Annotated in this window: 16 protein-coding genes and 2 pseudogenes; 7 read left to right on the top strand and 11 right to left on the bottom strand. The window is 57.4% G+C overall.

The annotated features are described in order from the left end of the window. Positions 1-42: 42 nt before the first annotated feature. Positions 43-1101 carry an ATP-NAD kinase family protein gene (locus tag WCX19_RS08175; protein ID WP_373006985.1) on the bottom strand — a complete coding sequence of 353 codons (1059 nt, stop codon included), beginning with the start codon at positions 1099-1101 and terminating at the stop codon, positions 43-45. Positions 1102-1148: 47 nt separating this feature from the next. Next, a complete protein-coding gene (locus tag WCX19_RS08180; RefSeq protein WP_373006987.1) occupies positions 1149-2507 on the bottom strand; it encodes a TrpB-like pyridoxal phosphate-dependent enzyme in 1359 nt (452 codons plus the stop codon). A 249-nt stretch (positions 2508-2756) separates the two neighbouring features. Between WCX19_RS08180 and WCX19_RS08185 the strand changes: the two genes are divergently transcribed. From WCX19_RS08185 to WCX19_RS08195, 3 genes are all read left to right on the top strand, one after another. Next, complete coding sequence (locus WCX19_RS08185; RefSeq protein ID WP_373006989.1) at positions 2757-3425, top strand: YIP1 family protein; 669 nt, start codon at positions 2757-2759, stop codon at positions 3423-3425. Then, a complete protein-coding gene (locus tag WCX19_RS08190; RefSeq protein ID WP_373006991.1) occupies positions 3426-4583 on the top strand; it encodes a COG1361 S-layer family protein in 1158 nt (385 codons plus the stop codon). Between the two features lie 143 nt (positions 4584-4726). Continuing rightward, complete coding sequence (locus tag WCX19_RS08195; protein ID WP_373006993.1) at positions 4727-5596, top strand: class I SAM-dependent methyltransferase; 870 nt, start codon at positions 4727-4729, stop codon at positions 5594-5596. Between the two features lie 218 nt (positions 5597-5814). Here the strand turns inward: WCX19_RS08195 and WCX19_RS08200 are convergent, their stop codons facing one another. The 7 genes from WCX19_RS08200 to WCX19_RS08230 all read right to left on the bottom strand — a co-directional run bounded on the left by WCX19_RS08200 (position 5815) and on the right by WCX19_RS08230 (position 10782). Beyond that, positions 5815-5985 (bottom strand): hypothetical protein, encoded by a 171-nt coding sequence (locus tag WCX19_RS08200; RefSeq protein ID WP_373007021.1) that lies wholly within the window; start codon positions 5983-5985, stop codon positions 5815-5817. A gap of 47 nt (positions 5986-6032) precedes the next feature. After that, positions 6033-6791 (bottom strand): sugar phosphate isomerase/epimerase family protein, encoded by a 759-nt coding sequence (locus WCX19_RS08205; protein WP_373006995.1) that lies wholly within the window; start codon positions 6789-6791, stop codon positions 6033-6035. Further along, positions 6791-8035 (bottom strand): ABC transporter ATP-binding protein, encoded by a 1245-nt coding sequence (locus WCX19_RS08210; protein WP_373006997.1) that lies wholly within the window; start codon positions 8033-8035, stop codon positions 6791-6793. The genes WCX19_RS08205 and WCX19_RS08210 overlap by 1 nt, the downstream gene beginning before the upstream one ends. After that, positions 8032-8979: a FecCD family ABC transporter permease gene (locus WCX19_RS08215; protein WP_373006999.1), complete on the bottom strand. Its 948-nt coding sequence runs from the start codon at positions 8977-8979 to the stop codon at positions 8032-8034. The genes WCX19_RS08210 and WCX19_RS08215 overlap by 4 nt, the downstream gene beginning before the upstream one ends. Positions 8980-9046: 67 nt before the next feature. After that, positions 9047-9436, bottom strand: a complete 390-nt coding sequence (locus WCX19_RS08220) for a type II toxin-antitoxin system VapC family toxin (protein ID WP_373007001.1) — start codon at positions 9434-9436, stop codon at positions 9047-9049. A gap of 2 nt (positions 9437-9438) precedes the next feature. Then, positions 9439-9666 (bottom strand): antitoxin VapB family protein, encoded by a 228-nt coding sequence (locus tag WCX19_RS08225; RefSeq protein WP_373007003.1) that lies wholly within the window; start codon positions 9664-9666, stop codon positions 9439-9441. Positions 9667-9753: 87 nt separating this feature from the next. Next, a complete protein-coding gene (locus tag WCX19_RS08230) occupies positions 9754-10782 on the bottom strand; it encodes an ABC transporter substrate-binding protein (protein WP_373007005.1) in 1029 nt (342 codons plus the stop codon). 779 nt (positions 10783-11561) lie between these two features. On the opposite strand from WCX19_RS08230, the pseudogene WCX19_RS08235 reads away from it, so the two are divergent. From WCX19_RS08235 to WCX19_RS08245, 3 genes and pseudogenes are all read left to right on the top strand, one after another. After that, a pseudogene (locus WCX19_RS08235) lies at positions 11562-11729 on the top strand (hypothetical protein); the annotation flags it as partial. After that, positions 11726-13978: pseudogene (locus WCX19_RS08240) on the top strand (AIR synthase related protein); the annotation flags it as partial. The pseudogenes WCX19_RS08235 and WCX19_RS08240, both read left to right, overlap by 4 nt. Positions 13979-13982: 4 nt before the next feature. Beyond that, positions 13983-14828 (top strand): phosphoribosylformylglycinamidine synthase subunit PurQ, encoded by an 846-nt coding sequence (locus WCX19_RS08245; RefSeq protein ID WP_373007019.1) that lies wholly within the window; start codon positions 13983-13985, stop codon positions 14826-14828. A gap of 66 nt (positions 14829-14894) precedes the next feature. On the opposite strand, the gene WCX19_RS08250 is transcribed toward WCX19_RS08245, so the two are convergent. Further along, a complete protein-coding gene (locus tag WCX19_RS08250) occupies positions 14895-15620 on the bottom strand; it encodes a zinc ribbon domain-containing protein (RefSeq protein ID WP_373007007.1) in 726 nt (241 codons plus the stop codon). 265 nt (positions 15621-15885) lie between these two features. Between WCX19_RS08250 and WCX19_RS08255 the strand changes: the two genes are divergently transcribed. Beyond that, entirely contained in the window at positions 15886-16197 is a 312-nt protein-coding gene (locus tag WCX19_RS08255; protein WP_373007009.1) for a hypothetical protein, read from the top strand. 144 nt (positions 16198-16341) lie between these two features. On the opposite strand, the gene WCX19_RS08260 is transcribed toward WCX19_RS08255, so the two are convergent. Then, positions 16342-16615, bottom strand: a 274-nt coding sequence (locus tag WCX19_RS08260) for a Coenzyme F420 hydrogenase/dehydrogenase, beta subunit C-terminal domain (protein WP_373007011.1), incomplete at its 5' end; no start/stop codon positions are given.

Here is a 16615-nt window from a genome sequence, read left to right on the forward strand (position 1 = left end):
ATCACTCAAGGATCCGGGACCGCATGATCGGTACCCTGCACGTTACAACGACTGGAAAATTTTCTTCCGCTGGGCAATCCGGTAACCGGAGATCACCTGGATTGAGTCCCCGAATTCCCGGTCGAGTGCCGGGTCTCCGGAATCTACATACAAAAGGGGTGTCTCCCGCAGTTTGTGAGGCGTTGCAACAACGATCAGGTTCCGCAGCCCGGCTTTCCTGACCACCGGTGCGCTGATCTGCTGGTTCCCCCGGCCGAGAATAAAACCCTGGGCGCCGATGGGGCTGACAATAATTCTCGTTTCGGGATAGGTTTCGGCCAGAGCAAGGAGCGTTTTTTCATCGGCGTCCGATGCAACCAGGTGGCCGTTGCAGATCGCGTCCACCCCGAGTAAAGTTTTTTGGACCCCGAGCCGCCGGGCGATCGCCACTGTTGTCGTCCCGGCCCCGATAATATAGAGGGAATCCGGGATCATCACTTCCTCCAGGAACCGTGCGATCTCCGCCTTCGCCCGCTCCTCGTCCGGTTCCTCGAACACCTGCTTTGCAGACTGCGTCATATGGGCCCGGGCAGGAATACGGGCAACACCGTACAGGGAGGTCTCCAGTGCCCCGGCCCGGTACGCTTCTTCATTCACGTCCATCACCTCCGCATCCTGGAGGCTGTAAGGTTGAGAGACAAGGGCCGCCGCAGCCGCCGGGTCAAGCGCGAATACCGCGGAGTACATCTTCACACCCGCAGGGATTCCAAGAACCGGAACGGTCCGCTGTGCAACCTCAAAAACATTCCGTGCCGTACCGTCGCCACCGCAGAAGAGGATCAGGTCAACGTTTTCCACCAGGAATGCCGAGACGGCTTTTTTTGTATCGCCGGCGGTGCTGATCCCCGGGCACGCGTACGCAACCCGGTACGAGGATATCCCGCACCTGCGCAGGGCATCCTCCCCCATCTCACCGGAGCAGGTTACAAAAAAAAGGTCCGGAACGGTTGAAAGGATCCGGAGAGTGATCGCCGCCCTTTCCGCAGCACGGGGAACTGCCCCGCGCTCCCGGGCCTCGTCCGCCTTCCCGTCCGTGCCTTTAAGCCCCACGGACCCGCCCATACCGGCGACAGGATTAATGAGAAAACCGATGCGGAGCATAAATAAAATTATGAAATTTTCGGGATCCGGCCGATCGCCTGCCTGATGAGTTCGTCCGGGTACTCGTAGTCCACGAGCTGGCCGCTGTAGAAGGCATCGTAAGCGGTCATATCGAAGTTGCCGTGGCCGGAGCAGTTGAAGAGGATCGTTTTCTCCTCGCCGGTCTTCTTGCATACGAGCGCCTCGTCAATCGCGGACTTCACCGCATGGGATGTCTCGGGAGCGACAATGATCCCTTCGGTCCGGGCAAAGGTCTGGGCCGCCTCGAAGACCTCGCTCTGGTGGTAAGCGACCGCCCGCATCACGCCATCATGGACGAGCCGCGAAACGATCGGCGAGTCCCCGTGGTAGCGCAGGCCTCCCGCGTGCATGGAGGGCGGGACAAAGTCATGACCAAGGGTGAACATCTTGAGGAGCGGGGTGTAGCCCGCTTCATCGGCAAGGTCGTAGGTGTACAGGCCTTTGGTGAGGCTCGGGCAGGACGCCGGTTCGACTGCGATGATATCAGTATCCTTGTGCTTTCCCGTGAGCTTGTCACCCGCGAACGGGAACGAGATGCCGGCAAAGTTGGTGCCGCCGCCCACGCACCCGATCACCACGTCCGGGTAATCGTCGACCATGGCGAGCTGCTCCTTACACTCGAGACCGATCACGGTCTGGTGGAGGCAGACGTGGTTCAAGACCGAGCCCAGCGCATAGTTCGTGTTGCTGTGGCTTGCGGCATCCTCGACTGCTTCCGATATGGCGATGCCGAGGCTTCCCGGCGTCTCGGGATCTTTTTCGAGCACGGCCCGTCCGGATTTTGTCTTCGTGCTCGGGCTCGGGATACACTCCGCGCCCCAGACTTTCATCATCGACTTCCGGTATGGTTTCTGCGTGTAACTCGACCGGACCATGTAGATTGTGCACTCAAGATCGTAGAGCATCGTGGCAAAGGCGAGGGCCGAACCCCACTGGCCGGCCCCGGTCTCGGTTGAGAGCCGTTCCATCCCGGCCTTCATGTTGTAGTATGCCTGAGGGACGGAGGAGTTTGTCTTGTGGCTCCCGGCCGGGCTCACTCCCTCCCACTTGTAGTAGATCTTCGCCGGGGTTTTCAGGAACTTCTCGAGCCGGTGGGCGCGGTAGAGGGGGCTTGGCCTCCAGAGCCGGAGCACGTCCCGCACTTCTTCAGGGATATCCACATGGCGGTCTGTTGTCACTTCCTGACGGATAAGTTCCATCGGGAAGATCGCTTTTAAGTCATCCGGGCCGATCGGCTTGTGTGTGGCGGGATGAAGCGGGGGATCGAGAGGAGAGGGCAGGTCTGCCTGGATATTATACCACTTTTTGGGTATCTGCTCCTCATCAAGGAGGATCTTAGTCTGCATGCCCGGTTATTCACTTTGTATAAATATATACATTGTGGTACACTTTAAGCATATTATGTAAATTTTTGTACAATGTGCCTGCGGAGCCGGATGATAAACAAAGCCTGCGCACAGGGCTAAAACTTCGGAAAACTCCACAATCCGTCAAACAGGTCAACAGGTACATCTGAAAATATATTATCCACGCATTTTACGTGCAAGAACTGCACCATATATTCTCAACAAATCCCATTACGGGAGAGTGATCTTATGGGTATTTCATGGATGGATCTTCTCATCAATCCGAACAGGTTTTTCCAACAGGCACTGGGTGAAAAAGAACAGCTCACGGTACCGGGACTTATTGTCCTTGCCAGCGCGATCATCGCGGCTGCTGCCGGGTACTTCACGGGTGTAATCACCGCCGGCATGCTGGACTCTGCAATGCAGGGAATGGGCGCGATCATCCTGATCGGGACGGTCATTGCGGCGTTTATCATGACCTTTGTCGTCTGGGTTGTCTGGGCCGGTGTGTTCTACCTTATCTCAAAAATTTTTAAGGGAACCGGAAGTTTCAGCCGGTGCCTTGAAGTGGTCGGGTATGGCTATGTCCCGCTGGTGGCAGGCTCGCTCATAACGCTCGTTGCAGCATTTGAGTACCTCCCGAAAGTTGCCATCCCCACGCTCACGTCGACTGCACTCCAGAACCCTCAGCTGATCCAGGATGCGACGACCGCGCTCATAAACGATCCGGCAATGGTAGAATTCACGCAGATCTCTGCAGTCATCTCCATGGTGTTTCTGCTCTGGAGTGCCAACACCTGGATCTTCGGGATAAAGCAGGCACGGAACATCCCGATGAGAGATGCCGCAATCTGTGTTGGCATCCCGGTAATCCTGCTCATTATCTACCAGCTCTACAAACTGGCAGGCCTGTAAATGCAAAAGGTCAGCCTCTGTGTACTTCTTGCCCTCTGGCTTCTGGCAGGAATAGGGGAATCGGGTGCAGTTGCCACACCGGAATCCATTGTAGCGGCAAACAATATCTATGTCGCAAATATGTCATTTGACCCGGGTGTTTTTTTCACCGGCGATATCGGGACCGTGACCGTGGTTGTGACAAACGGGAATACCAACCAGAGTATCGGGGTAAACCATGCCGCGTTTGGCGACAGGGACTTACGGTTCACCAGCGGTACCTACGATACCTCGGCGACCATCGGCCCGTTCCAGTCCCGCACGTACCAGTTCTCGGTGATTTCCGAGGCTCCAGAAGGATACTATTTCCCGACATTCTCGCTCAACCTTCGCGACGCGGACAACCTGTACTACCGGGGAGTGGTGGAGGTGGATAACACCCCTCTTACCGTCGCGGTCCTTTCAAAGCCGGACTCGTTTACCCGGGCAAAGAAGGATGCGATCTCCCTCCAGATCGCAAATCCCCGGAAAAACAACGTGAAAAATGTGGTTGTTGAGATCACAGGAGGACCCGGTGTAGAGATCCTGCCCTCCTCCCTTTATGTCGGAAACCTCGGATCGGGTGCCAGCATCCCGATAAATTTTTCCGTGACACCTGACTATGAGACCGTGCTCAATGTGACCGTGTCGTACAACAACGGGGATAACCATCACCACGCCGACATTCAGGTTCCCATCATATTCTCCCCGGATAAAAAGAAGGCAAACCCGTTAACAAGCAATATAGAAGTAACTTCGGTCTCGGGAATTATTCATGTCAAAGGGGACGTTACAAACGCCGGTCTTACCACGGCAAATGCGGTCTCGGTCACCTCCATTGCTCCTGCGATCCCGGAGGATCCGTACAGAACCTACGTGATCGGGACGCTCAAACCCGACGACTTTGGCAGTTTCGAAGTCACGTTCTCTGCCGCCCGCAGCATGACTGTTCCCCTCCAGTTGTCGTACAAGGATGCGGATGGCAATGTGATAACCTCGACAGAGAGCGTGACCGTACCGCAGTACTCGGCGGTTACGAAGAAGACCGGGTTCCCGGTCCTCCCGGTCGCGGCGGTTATCATCGTTCTTGCGCTCTTTGTCGGGGGATGGGCACTCTACCTGAAACGAAACAACCGGTGATCCGTAATCGTAGGAGAACAAGGGTGAGACAAACTTTTTTTTAGCCCCTCGCAAACGTCCCCTGCCTGAAGCCTCTTTTTTATACAGCTCCTGCCAAGGCCTGGGCAAAAACCTCATTACCGGGGATGATTGATAGTACCCCTATGTATCCTGCACCGGACTCCTCCCAAAAATCCACCGGCTGGAACAAGATCTGGATGGAACAGCAGCACCTTCAGGAATCCTCAAAGCATTTCGAGGATTCGTCTCATAACTGGAACGATCCGGAGAATGCGAAGCGGTATGCGGCAAATGTCGGGAACGAATCTGATGACAGGATAAAGGCGACCGTTGCGGGGCTCAGGCTCACAAAAAAAACGCGGGTACTCGATATCGGTGCTGGGCCGGGGACGCTCGCTATCCCGCTTGCCCCGCTCGTAAAGGACGTGACCGCGATCGAGCCCGGCGCCGGCATGGCTGCAGTCCTCATGGAGCAGTGCAGGGTGCAGGGAATCATAAATATTTCCTGTATCCGGAAACGCTGGGAAGATATCGAACCGGTCCAGGATCTTGAGGGGCCGTACGATCTCGTCATTGCCTCGCTCTCCTTAACGATGGAAGATATCCGGGCGGCGCTCCTGAAGATGGATGCAGTCTCCTGTGGGCAGGTCTGCCTGTACTGGTTCGTGGACATGCCGTTCTGGGAGCGGATGTATGCCGATCTCTGGCAGCCGCTGCACGGGAGCACGTACTATTCCGGGCCGAAGACCAACTGTCTCTTTGAGGTGCTGTACGAGGCCGGGATCTACGCGAACGTTGAGATGATGCGGCTCAACAAAGAGTACCGGTTTTCCTCCCGCAACGAGCTGACCGCATTCTTCCGGCACCGGTTCAGCGTGACGACCCCGAAACAGGAGCGGGTGCTCGACGCGTACCTGGCGCCGCTCGTGCGACAGGAACACGACGGAGTGGTGGTTGCCGGGAATTCAAAGTACGCGAAGATCTGGTGGGAGACCACGGATCGATCCAAGTAACCACAGGGGCAGGGTACAGGTGTTCCGACAGTCACCGGGGGTCTTTCCTAGGATCAGGGAATACAGGTACCTGAGGATCGATTCTCTGACGGAGGGCCGGAATCATGTGATCCCTTGTGATCGGTTTCCCGTGGAAGCGCTGTTCATGCCATTCAAAAATTCTCTTTAAAACACGCATTTTTCCAAAATAACCTTATTAACCGGGAATTATACTTGCACTATAGCGGGCTTGTACGGGAAGGGTTTTTGGAGACGATCCGCAGGTCATATGAGGGAGAGATCGGCTGCCTGGGGGCCACGAGTGCCGCCATCAGGCCGCTTGCGATCGTCGTCTTGCCGCAGCCGCTGTGCGTGCCCGCGATCAGGATCCGGGGGATCTCTGCCTGCATGATCATCTCGTTTACTTCTTTATGGGTATAATCTGTCGTTTGCAGACTTATCCGGGAGACCGTTCCCTTTGGTTTTCAAGCGAGGAAAGGTACGCTACGCTCTTCTCGTACGCTTCGATATGGGAGCACTCGATAACCCGGGACGCGGATGCCGGCAGGAGCGGGAGGAGTGCGGCAAAATCGATCGTGCCGGTCCCGCACGCTGCATGGTCGTCGTTTGTCCCGCAGTTGTCGTGGAGGTGCACGTGGCAGGGCCGGCTGCGGCGGGCAAACTCCTCAAGGTTGTTGTTGAGCCGGGCGTGGCCCACATCGAGAACAAAGCCGATGTCGTGTCGTTCCAGTTCGGAGAGGAGGTCCGGCTGCCGGAAGTGGAGGCATTCCCACGCGCCCATGTTCTCGATCGCGATCCTGACATCGTGCTCCTGCTGGATGGCGGGGATGGCGTCAAGCGACAGGAGCAGCGCGTCGCGGGAGAGGCCCTGCATGTTCGCCCACGGGAAATAGCCCGGGTGCACCACGAGCGTCTCCGCGTGGATGCTGTCGCAGATCCCCGCGAGCTCGTCGATCACACCGAGGCCGGCGGTGCGGATGCGGTCGTTCGTGCTCGCAAGATTGAGGTCCGAGAGCGGGGCATGCACTGAGTATTGGGCGTCGACCGCGTGGCAGGCCTCGTGGGACCGGAAGAGATCGTGGAACCCCTCCGAGACGATCTCGATCCGGTCGGTCTTTTCCCGGATGAGCGCGAGGGCCTCAGGAAGGGGCAGGTCCATGCAGCAGAAGGTCGAGCAGCCGTAGCGTGCAGTCATTATTTTTCCCTCCAGTGCGTGCACCGGTCGATCAGATCGTTTCCGGTGACAACCTCAAGCCGGTGTGCGGCTGTCATCCGGTCAAGATACGCGGTGGCTTTTCCGCCGGTGTAATCCGGGAGCGTAGCCCGGCCATCATCCGCGAGGAAGAGGACCGGTGTTTTTTCTGCCTCCGCAAGGACGCGGAGGTTGTCGAGGTTTCCCGGCCCGACCGGCGCTGATGTCAGGACGACCAGATCGGCTGCTGCGATCTGTGCGGCAAGTGCCGCCTGCGAGTTCTCCGTGATGGGCGAGAACGGCGGTTCCGTGATGCAGGCGATCCCCAGTTCCGTTGCCGCCGCGTAGTCTGTGTCGTTCATCGCAAGGACCCCGGTCGTCACCCGGCAGCCGGACCGGTGCAGGGCCCGGATGATCTCCGTGCCGGTCCCCCCGCCGGAGATGACATGGACCCGGCAGTCGTTTTTCACCACCTCGCGTGAGAGCGGGAGCAGGATGACGAGCGGTTTTCCGGTTACCGGGTGGATGCTGACCGAGGCTTCGATGTCAAACACCTTCTGGAGGGTCGCGGGCGTGATCACTTCGGCCGGGGTACCGGCCGCTTCGATCTTCCCGTTTTTTAATACAATGATCTCATCGCAGAAATACGCAGCGAGGTTGAGGTCGTGGAAGACGCCGATAACCGCGATCTCCCCGGACAATTTTTTTATCGTGGTGAGGACCTCGACCTGGTGGCTGATGTCGAGGTGAGAGGTTGCCTCGTCAAGGAGCAGGTGGCGGGGCTCCTGGGCGAGCGCCCGGGCGATGATCACCCGCTGGAGTTCGCCGCCGCTGATCGCGTTTACCGAGCGGTCGGACAAGTGCGTGATGCCGGTCAGTTCCATGGCCCGGTCGCAGGCGGCAAGATCCCATTTTGTCTCTTTTGCAAACCGGCCGAGGTGGGGGTATCTCCCCATCAGCACCACGTCCCGGACGGTAAAATCAAAACCGACGGTGGTCTCCTGCGGGACGACTGCGACCGACCGTGCAAGATCCCGGCTGGAGATATCCGCGAGCGGCAGGCCGTCGAGCCGGATGATCCCGCCCGTGGGCGCGACCACCCGGCTGATCGCCTTTAAGAGCGTGGTCTTTCCCGAACCGTTCGGGCCGATGATCCCGACAAAGACGCCTTTTTTTGCTTCAAGCGTGATCGCGTCGAGCACTTTTGCTGCCCCGTAGTGCACATCGAGGCCGGCAAGTTCGATCATGCGGCATACCTCCGTTTCAGGAGCCAGATGAAGAACGGTGCGCCCAGAAATGCCGTGACAATACCGACCGGCATCTCGTTACCAATCGTCCGGGCCACGGTGTCGGAGAGCGCGAGGAGGATCCCTCCGGCGAGCATCGCAGCCGGGAGGAGCACCCGGTGGTCCGGGCCGACCACGAGCCGCACGACATGCGGGGTGATCAGGCCGACAAACCCGATGCAGCCGGCAATGGCGACCGCGATGCCGGTGATAAGCGAGCTGATGCCAAGGAGAATGAGCTTGAGGCGCTCGGTATTGACCCCAAGATGGGTCGCATCGTCTTCCCCGAGCGAGAAGATGTTGAGCTCCCGGGAAAAGAGGAGAAGACAGAGTGCGGCCGGAATGATAATGAGGCCGAGCGTCACGTCGTCCCATGAAACATTCCAGAACCCGCCGAGGAGCCAGAAGAGGATCTGGTGCAGGTTCTGGCCCGAGGAATACATGATGGCGGAGAGGATGGCGGCAAAAAACATCGAGACCGCGATACCGGTGAGCAGCAGTTGCTCGACCTGCACGCGGCCCTTGTTCTGCGCGATGCCGTAGACGAGAAACGATGCGGCAAGGCAGCCGACAAAGGCGAGGAGGGAATGGAACGCCCCGCCAAGGCAGACGATTGCAAGGGCGGCCCCGAGGGCCCCACCCGATGAGGTGCCAAGGAGGTACGGGTCTGCCATGGAATTCCGGAAAAGGCCCTGCATCACGACGCCGGCCGCGGCAAGCCCGGCGCCCACGAGCATCGCGGCGATGACCCGGGGCAGCCGGACGTCAAAGAGGATAAGCGATCCGGCATCGTTGCCGGACAGGCCGAAAAACGGCGTCCCCGCCGGCCCAAAACCGGTGCAGACGACGACTGTTGCCACGGCGAGCACTGCAAGGACAATGATGGCCGCATACCCCTTCTGCATGTGATTAAATTATGGTTGATTTAAGTAAAATAGTGTTGTGCTTTTTTGGGGAACCAGTAAAAAACCATCAGTACGATATCACGGAAAGGTTTGGGATCTTTTCAAAATGACGATCCCGGGTTATGATCTCTTTGTCATTACAGAGTGCAAGCGCAGCGATCACTTCATCAAAATCCCCGATCGGATTTCCTGACAGGCAGAGTCCTGCGGCAATCCTGCCGAATGCCTCGTATACTGACTCGTCCACCGGGAGCACGATAAATAATTCCAGGATCGTTTGTACTTTGATTCGGTTACTGTCGTTTTTTGAGACAAACGCTCCCTTATAGAGCTCAAGTGCTGTTATGCCGGTCGTAAAAAGGACAATGCCATCCTCTTCATATGCCCGGTAACATGCAAGCGCACCGGGATCTTTTCTCATCAGGTCAACGATAAACGAGGTGTCCGCGATCGGCATTGTTAAAACCTGACGTTTCGCATTTTCGTTTTCCGCATCTCATGCGATACCTTGCCGATGGTATCTGCGAGACTGGAGCAGTCCCCCAGTTCTTCAAGGACCTCGGACAATTTCCTACGGACCGGATAATATTTTACAATAACTTCGGAGAAACTGGTGGACTCATCATTCTTGAGGCTCTTTAACCGCTCGTAGGCTTCTTCCGTGATGCTGATGGTTTTGGTGGACATACGCAGTTCTGTGTATGTATGTGTATTTAATTTTGCGTATGCCCGATATGACCTTTTGCTCTTTTTCGGCAGATTATATCCCCGGTACTATCGTATCCGCCGCAGGGCAACAACCATCCCGGCTGCCAGCGCAACAAGGGCTGGTACCATCTCGAAACCCGGGGCAGCCCGGGAAGGCGTCGCTGCCGGTGAACCGGTGTCTGCGGTCCGGATATCCCCGGCAACGATCTCCAGCGCGTCCACGATCCGGGGCCCGGCCCGGTCGATCGTGTCGGAATCGATCACGTAGACCCGGTGGTTCTTGATGGCCCCGACATTCGCAAACCGGGTCTCGTTCTCGAAGTACTGCGCCACAGAGTCCTCGCTGCCTCCCATGCCGGTGCCGGAGTTCACGATGAGGATATCCGGGTTGGCCGCGATGAAATCCTCGGTGCCGATCGTCGCATAGTCCTGTTTGCCGGCAAACGCGTTCGTGCCGCCGGCCATGCTGATGAGCTCGTCCTGGAACGTCCCGCTCCCGCTCACGTAGATGGGATCGTTCCAGATGATGTGGGCGACTTTCGGGTGCACCGTTAATGCCGAGGCATTCTTCCCGGTGCTCCGGATCCGTGCGGTGAGCGAATCCACGAGTGCCGTTGCGTTGTCGTCAGCGCCGGTCGCTTTGCCCACGAACGTGATGTCGTTGAGGATACCGCTCACATTCTGCGGGTTGGTGACGATCACGGTCAGGTTGAGTTTTTTAAGATGGCCGATGAGCTCGGCACCGTTCCCGTCCGAGGCGATAACGAGGTCGGGCTTTAGCGCGATCACGTTCTCGACGCTCACCGTGCTGTATCCCCCTATCTTTGGTTTTGTTGTTGCTGCTGCCGGGTAATTGCAGTAATCGGTCACCCCGACTACCCGGTCGCCAAGGCCGAGCGCAAAGAGGATCTCGGTGTTTGCCGGGGCGAGAGAGACTACCCGCTGGGGCTCGCCATGGATCGTGATCGTGGTGCCGTAATCATCGGTGACGGTACGTTCGAACGCAGTGGTATTAGTCGGTGTATCTGCGGAGGCCGGGACTGTGGCGAGGCAGATGACGGCAAGAATGAGGATAAGGATTTGTAAGGATTTCATTGGTACCATATCCGTTGGTACGGGGTTTTAAGGATTTTTATTAAAGGTTCTTCGCCCGATTTAGGATTAACAAGTCCCAAAAACTGCACTGCCCCCAAAGAAATCGCCTCAAATCTCCTTCCACTATTTTTGCACGTCTTTTGCTGATGGCAAAAAAGAAGAGCAAAATTATAAAAAAATTATCTCCCCCATTTTTTAATTGTTTTTTTTCAGGTAAGGACGATATCTATTTTCTCCTTAAGGGCACACAATTACGCATGGCTTCTTTTGTCCACCGCATAGAAGTTCACTATAAAAAAGATCCACGGCTTCAAACCCGCACGGACCGAGTCCGGACACTGGGTTTTCCAGTCGACGAGCTGCAGCTGGCCGACGTGTACACGATCGCAACCGGTTCCCGGGATTTTACCCGCGATGAACTCCATGAGATCGGTGCCCGGCTGTCAAACCCGGTAGTGCAGGAATTTGTGGTGGACGAAGCGACAAGCGCATTTTTCGATTATGCGATCGAGGTCGGGTTTCTGCCGGGCGTGACCGACAACGTGGGCACCACGGCCCGCCAGACGGTTGAGGATTATCTCAAGGTGAAATTCTCTCGCGGCGATGCGGTCTATTCATCGCAGCTCTATTTTGTCCGCGGGCATCTCCCCCCTGAGACAATAACCCGGCTTGGCGATAATCTGGCAAATCCTCTCGTAAACCGGGTCATCATCAAAACCCGGCAGGAGTACGGGAACAAGGGGATGGACCGGGTGGTTCCCCGGGTGCAGCTCCACGAGATGCAGGGTGTCGGCCTTGTGGACCTTGAAATCCCGGATGAGGATCTCGTACTCCTGGGAAAAGAGGGGATCGTGGACCCGGAGACCGGTGGGCGACGGGGGCCGCTTGCGCTCGATCTTGCCCAGCTCCACGCGATACGGAACTATTTTGACGAGCTCGGGCGGTGGCCGACCGATGTGGAGGTGGAATCGCTTGCCCAGACCTGGAGCGAGCACTGCAAGCACACGATCTTTGCCTCGGCACTGGACGAGGACGTGCCAAAAGGGCTGTACAAATCCTGCATCCAGGCCGTGACCAACGAGATCCGAAAGGAAAAAGGCGACCGCGATATCTGCGTGACGGTCTTTACGGATAATTCCGGCGCGATCATTTTTGATGACGAAAACCTCGTAACCCACAAGGTCGAGACCCACAACTCCCCGTCAGCGCTCGATCCCTTTGGCGGAGCTCTCACAGGAATTGTCGGCGTAAACCGGGACACGGTTGGGTTTGGTCTTGGTGCAAAGCCCTGCATGAACGTCTATGGTTTCTGCGTCGGCGACCCGGCCGCGGATATCAGATTGTTCCGGGGAAAAGACAAGAAGAACCCGGTCCTTTCACCGCGACAGATCCTTGACGGCGTGGTCCGTGGCGTCGGCGTGGGCGGGAACTGCTCGGGTATCCCGACGCCGCAGGGTTTCTGTTACTTCGACAACCGGTACGCGGGAAAACCGCTCGTCTTTGCCGGGACGGTCGGCGTGATGCCAAGAGAGACAAACGGCGTCAGGCTCTCCGAGAAGAAAGCCGAGCCCGGCGATCTTGTGGTGATGGTCGGCGGCCGGGTGGGTAAAGACGGCATCCACGGCGCCACGTTCTCCTCCGAGGCGCTTGACCCCGCGAGCCCGGTGACGGCAGTCCAGATTGGCGACCCGATCACGCAGAAGAAATTCTCCGATGTCCTGGTCAAGGAAGCCCGGGACCTCGGGCTGTACCGGAGCATCACGGACAACGGGGCCGGGGGCTCTCCTGCTCGGTTGCCGAGATGGCAAAAGAGAGTAACGGCTGCCGGGTAGACCTCGACAGGGTCCCGCTCAAGTACCCCGGCATGGCGCCCTGGGAGATCTGGATCTCGGAGTCCCAGGAGCGTATGACGCTAGCCGTCCCGCCGGAGAAAGTCGACGCGTTCATGGACCTCATGAAGCGCCGGGAGGTTGAAGCGACGGTCATCGGCGAGTTCACCGGCACCGGCCGGTGCCTGGTCGAGTGCGGGGGCATTGTCGCGATGGATGTCGAACTTGCATTCCTCCATGACGGCCTGCCCAAAAAGACGCTCATGACAACACCGGTAACGGTGAAGAATCCCGAGCCGGCTCTGCCCTGCCCGGCACGGCTGGACGAACTCTTTGGTGCGATGCTCTCCCGCAAAAATATCTGTTCCACGGAATTTGTGACGATCCAGTATGACCACACCGTGCAGGGTGGCCACGTGCTCGGGCCGGTACAGGGGAAAGGCCGGGTGCAGGCCCCGGCAACGCTGACAAAAGTGGTTCTTGGATCGAAAAAGGGCGTCGGGCTCTCGCAGGCGCTCTTTCCCTCGTACGCGGAGATTGACCCGTACCGCATGGCCGGGGCCGCCATCGACACGGCGATCCGGGGGCTTGTGGCGCTCGGCATCAATCCTGACGGGATCGCGCTTCTCGATAACTTCTGCTGGTGTTCTTCTGACGAACCGGAGCGGCTCTGGCAGCTCAAGGAAACTGCACGGGGATGCTACGATTATGCAAAAGCGTTCGGGACACCGTTTATCTCCGGGAAGGACAGTATGTTCAACGATTTCTCGGGGTACGATGCAGAGAATAACCGGGTGAAGATTTCCGTGCCGCCGACGCTCCTTATCTCATCCATCGGGGTTCATGCGGATGTGGTAAAGTCGGTCTCGATCGATGCGAAGATTGCCGGTGATCTCGTGTACGTGATCGGCAACACTGCGGAGGAACTTGGCGGCTCGGAGTATTTTGCCCATCTCGGGTTTACCGGGAACACGGTGCCAGCGCTTGACGCGGCAGCGGCAAAGCTGCGGTACCAGAACCTCCACAACGCCATTTCGCACGAACTGGTGGCATCGGCATTCCCGGTCAGCCACGGCGGCCTTGGCGTGGCACTCGCAAAAGTGGCAGTCTCGGGCCGGCTCGGGATGGATCTCACGATCCCGTCCGTCATGCGGCCGGACTATTTCCTCTTCTCGGAGTCGCTCGGCCGGTTCGTCGTGACGGTCGCACCAGACCACAAGCGTGAGTTCGAGCGGATCATGGGCGCCGATGCAGTGCTGCTCGGGAAAACCGGCGGCAGCCGGCTGCGAATAACGGGCCAGACGCTTCTTCTCGAACCGGAAATTTCAAAACTGGAAGCGGCATACAAGATGCCGTTTGGGGGGTTCTGATATGGCAGTTCTTCAGCCGGCCGATGGCGGGAAACCCAGGCATGGCCTGATCCCGGAAAAAGCCCTCATCATGAGTGGCTACGGGATCAATTCTGAGATGGAAACAAGGGAGGCACTCCTCCGGGCCGGGATGGACTCCGACATCGTCCACATCAACGACTTAATTGACGGGCGGCAGAAATTGTCCGCGTACCGGCTGCTGGTCTTCCCCGGCGGATTTTCCTACGGGGACGATACCGGTGCCGGTAATGCGTATGCGAACCGGGTACGGAATAACCTCTGGGACGACCTGTGCGAGTTCCTTGACGGGGATAACCTGGTGCTTGGGATCTGTAATGGGTTCCAGATCCTCGCAAACCTCGGGCTCGTGCCCGCGTTTGACAAAACGTATTCGCGGGATATCGCGCTCATGCCCAACCGGGGCGGGCGGCTCGAATGCCGGTTTGTCACGATCAGGCCGGTCGCCGAGAATATCTGGACGCATGGCATCGTAAAACTCTGGTGCCCGGTCTCCCACGGTGAAGGCAACCTCTCCTGCTCCCCCGAGACCCTCCAGCGTATCAAAAAGAACAAGCAGGTCGCGTTCTCCTACTGCCGGGAGGACCTGACCCCGGCCGGCGGCGAGTACCCCTATAACCCGAACGGTTCGGTGGAGGATATCGCCGGTATCACGTCGGCTGACGGCAAGGTGCTGGGCATGATGCCGCATCCCGAGCGGGCGATGGAGTTTGTAAACCTCTATGACTGGCCGCTTTTAAAGGAGCAGATGCGGCGGACCGGGGAATGCATTCCTGAAGAATCGCTCAACATGACGATCTTCCGCAATATCGTGGAATACTTTGCGTGAACGCCGGTCAATAAAGATCTAAAAAAGAGTGTCTCTAAAAACGGCTTTCGGTATACTCTCCGGGGGTCACCTGAACCCGAACATGCCTTTCTTTTTCCCCCGCTTGTCGCTATGTGTCGAGGATTGCCCCTCGTTATCAGAGTTGGCAGTTGATCGACGTTCCGCGTCCTCTTTTAGTTCGTCGGCGATCAGGGGCAGGTGGGAATACTTTTTTTTAGGCACGGAAATCTGCGCTATTTGTGGCGCCTGGTAGGAGACGGTCTCTGCAGGCGATGCAAGTTCATCGGCAACGAGCGGGAGGTATGCGTACTGCTTCTGCTCCTGAAGTGGTTCCTGCGGGGCGACGTTCTGTACATCGAATGTTGGGTCGTCATCCGTCCATGGATCCCATTCTTCTTGAGGATGCTCTGGCATCGTTACGCGTCCTTTCCTGATCTTGACGACGACAGGTTCGGGTTCCGGTTCAGGTGCGGCTACTGGTATGGCAGGGGGAACGGCACGGCTTTTTATCGGGGTTGCCGGTACAAACGTGGCACCGCACCGGGTACAGAATTTGGAATGGATAGATGGCGCCGTATTGCCGCAGACCGGGCAGACCGGTTTTGCCAGCGGTGCGCCGCACACATCGCAGAACTGGGCTATCTTGTCAGAGACTATGGCCCCGCAGGCCGGGCAGACAGGAAACCCCTGCGGTGTTACCGGCTCTTCTTTGAGTGCCGCCCCGCACAGGTCGCAAAACCTCGAGTTGCTGTCGGGAGCGGGTGCACCACAGTTCCCGCATTTTTTTGTCATGTACTCTCTAGTGAATAAAAACGGCAGCGGCATAAAGGCTGCGGTTTTGTGGTTCTGCGGGCAGAGCCGGGTCAGGTTTCACTCCGTGAAACACCCGGTTCCTAAAGCAGGTAATTCCTGTTTATGCCCGGTTAGTATAAATCTGCCGGTGGTTTATTGGGTATGCAGCACCAGAAAACCGGAGGCTGGAATCATTCTGCCGGGCACACGACCCGCGGCAGGAAAGATGGAACCTTTTTTCCATTCCGGCCGGCAACATACGGGTGTGACACCAGCACCGGATGACGACCTCGCCCGGCAGTATCCGGACATCGTCCAGATACGCGAACTGATCGGGATCTACGAGATAAACGTCAGAGATGTCGAAGTCCCCCTCAAGATCAAGATCATACGGGTGAAAAGCGAATATTTCGGTATCGCAAACCTTGCGGTCCGGGAAAAAGGCGCAAAAGACTATTACCGCGATATGCGAGCCTATCCCACAAAAGAAGCCGCCCTGCAGGGCGCGGTATCGGGATTTTTCCTGCACCTGACACCGGGCGCTTCACTGCGGGAGATTAAAACCTGGGGGATCTGACCAACGGTCACGGTCTTTCATATTCCCCGTAATCACGCGGTTTTCTTTTTTTGTGGCGGGTAAAAACGTGACCTGTCGTCTTTCGAATAGATATTCAAACGGATTTTATCGTGCCACATGGATGTGGCAGCCAAAAAAAAAGGTTTAGATGTAGGGGTTCCGGAGAGCCTTGCCAACACCGAAGGTCTTCCTGGCTTCGAGAGTGTTGCGGTTCTTCGTGATCTTCTCGTTTGCAAGCTTGCTCACGAGTTCGAGGCCGGGCTTGACCTTTTCGATGGGCTGGGTCTCAAAGACGCCAGCGGCCATTGCCTTTGCCCAGACTGCGTCACCGATCTTTGACCTGACAAAGATGGTGCTCCAGCCGTCGGGGCTGCCAACGGAACCGGTTGAGATATCAGCGAGGTTTGCCACGTAGTCC

It is taken from the genome of Methanoregula sp. (assembly GCF_041663825.1).
Classification (GTDB): Archaea; Halobacteriota; Methanomicrobia; order Methanomicrobiales; family Methanospirillaceae; genus Methanoregula.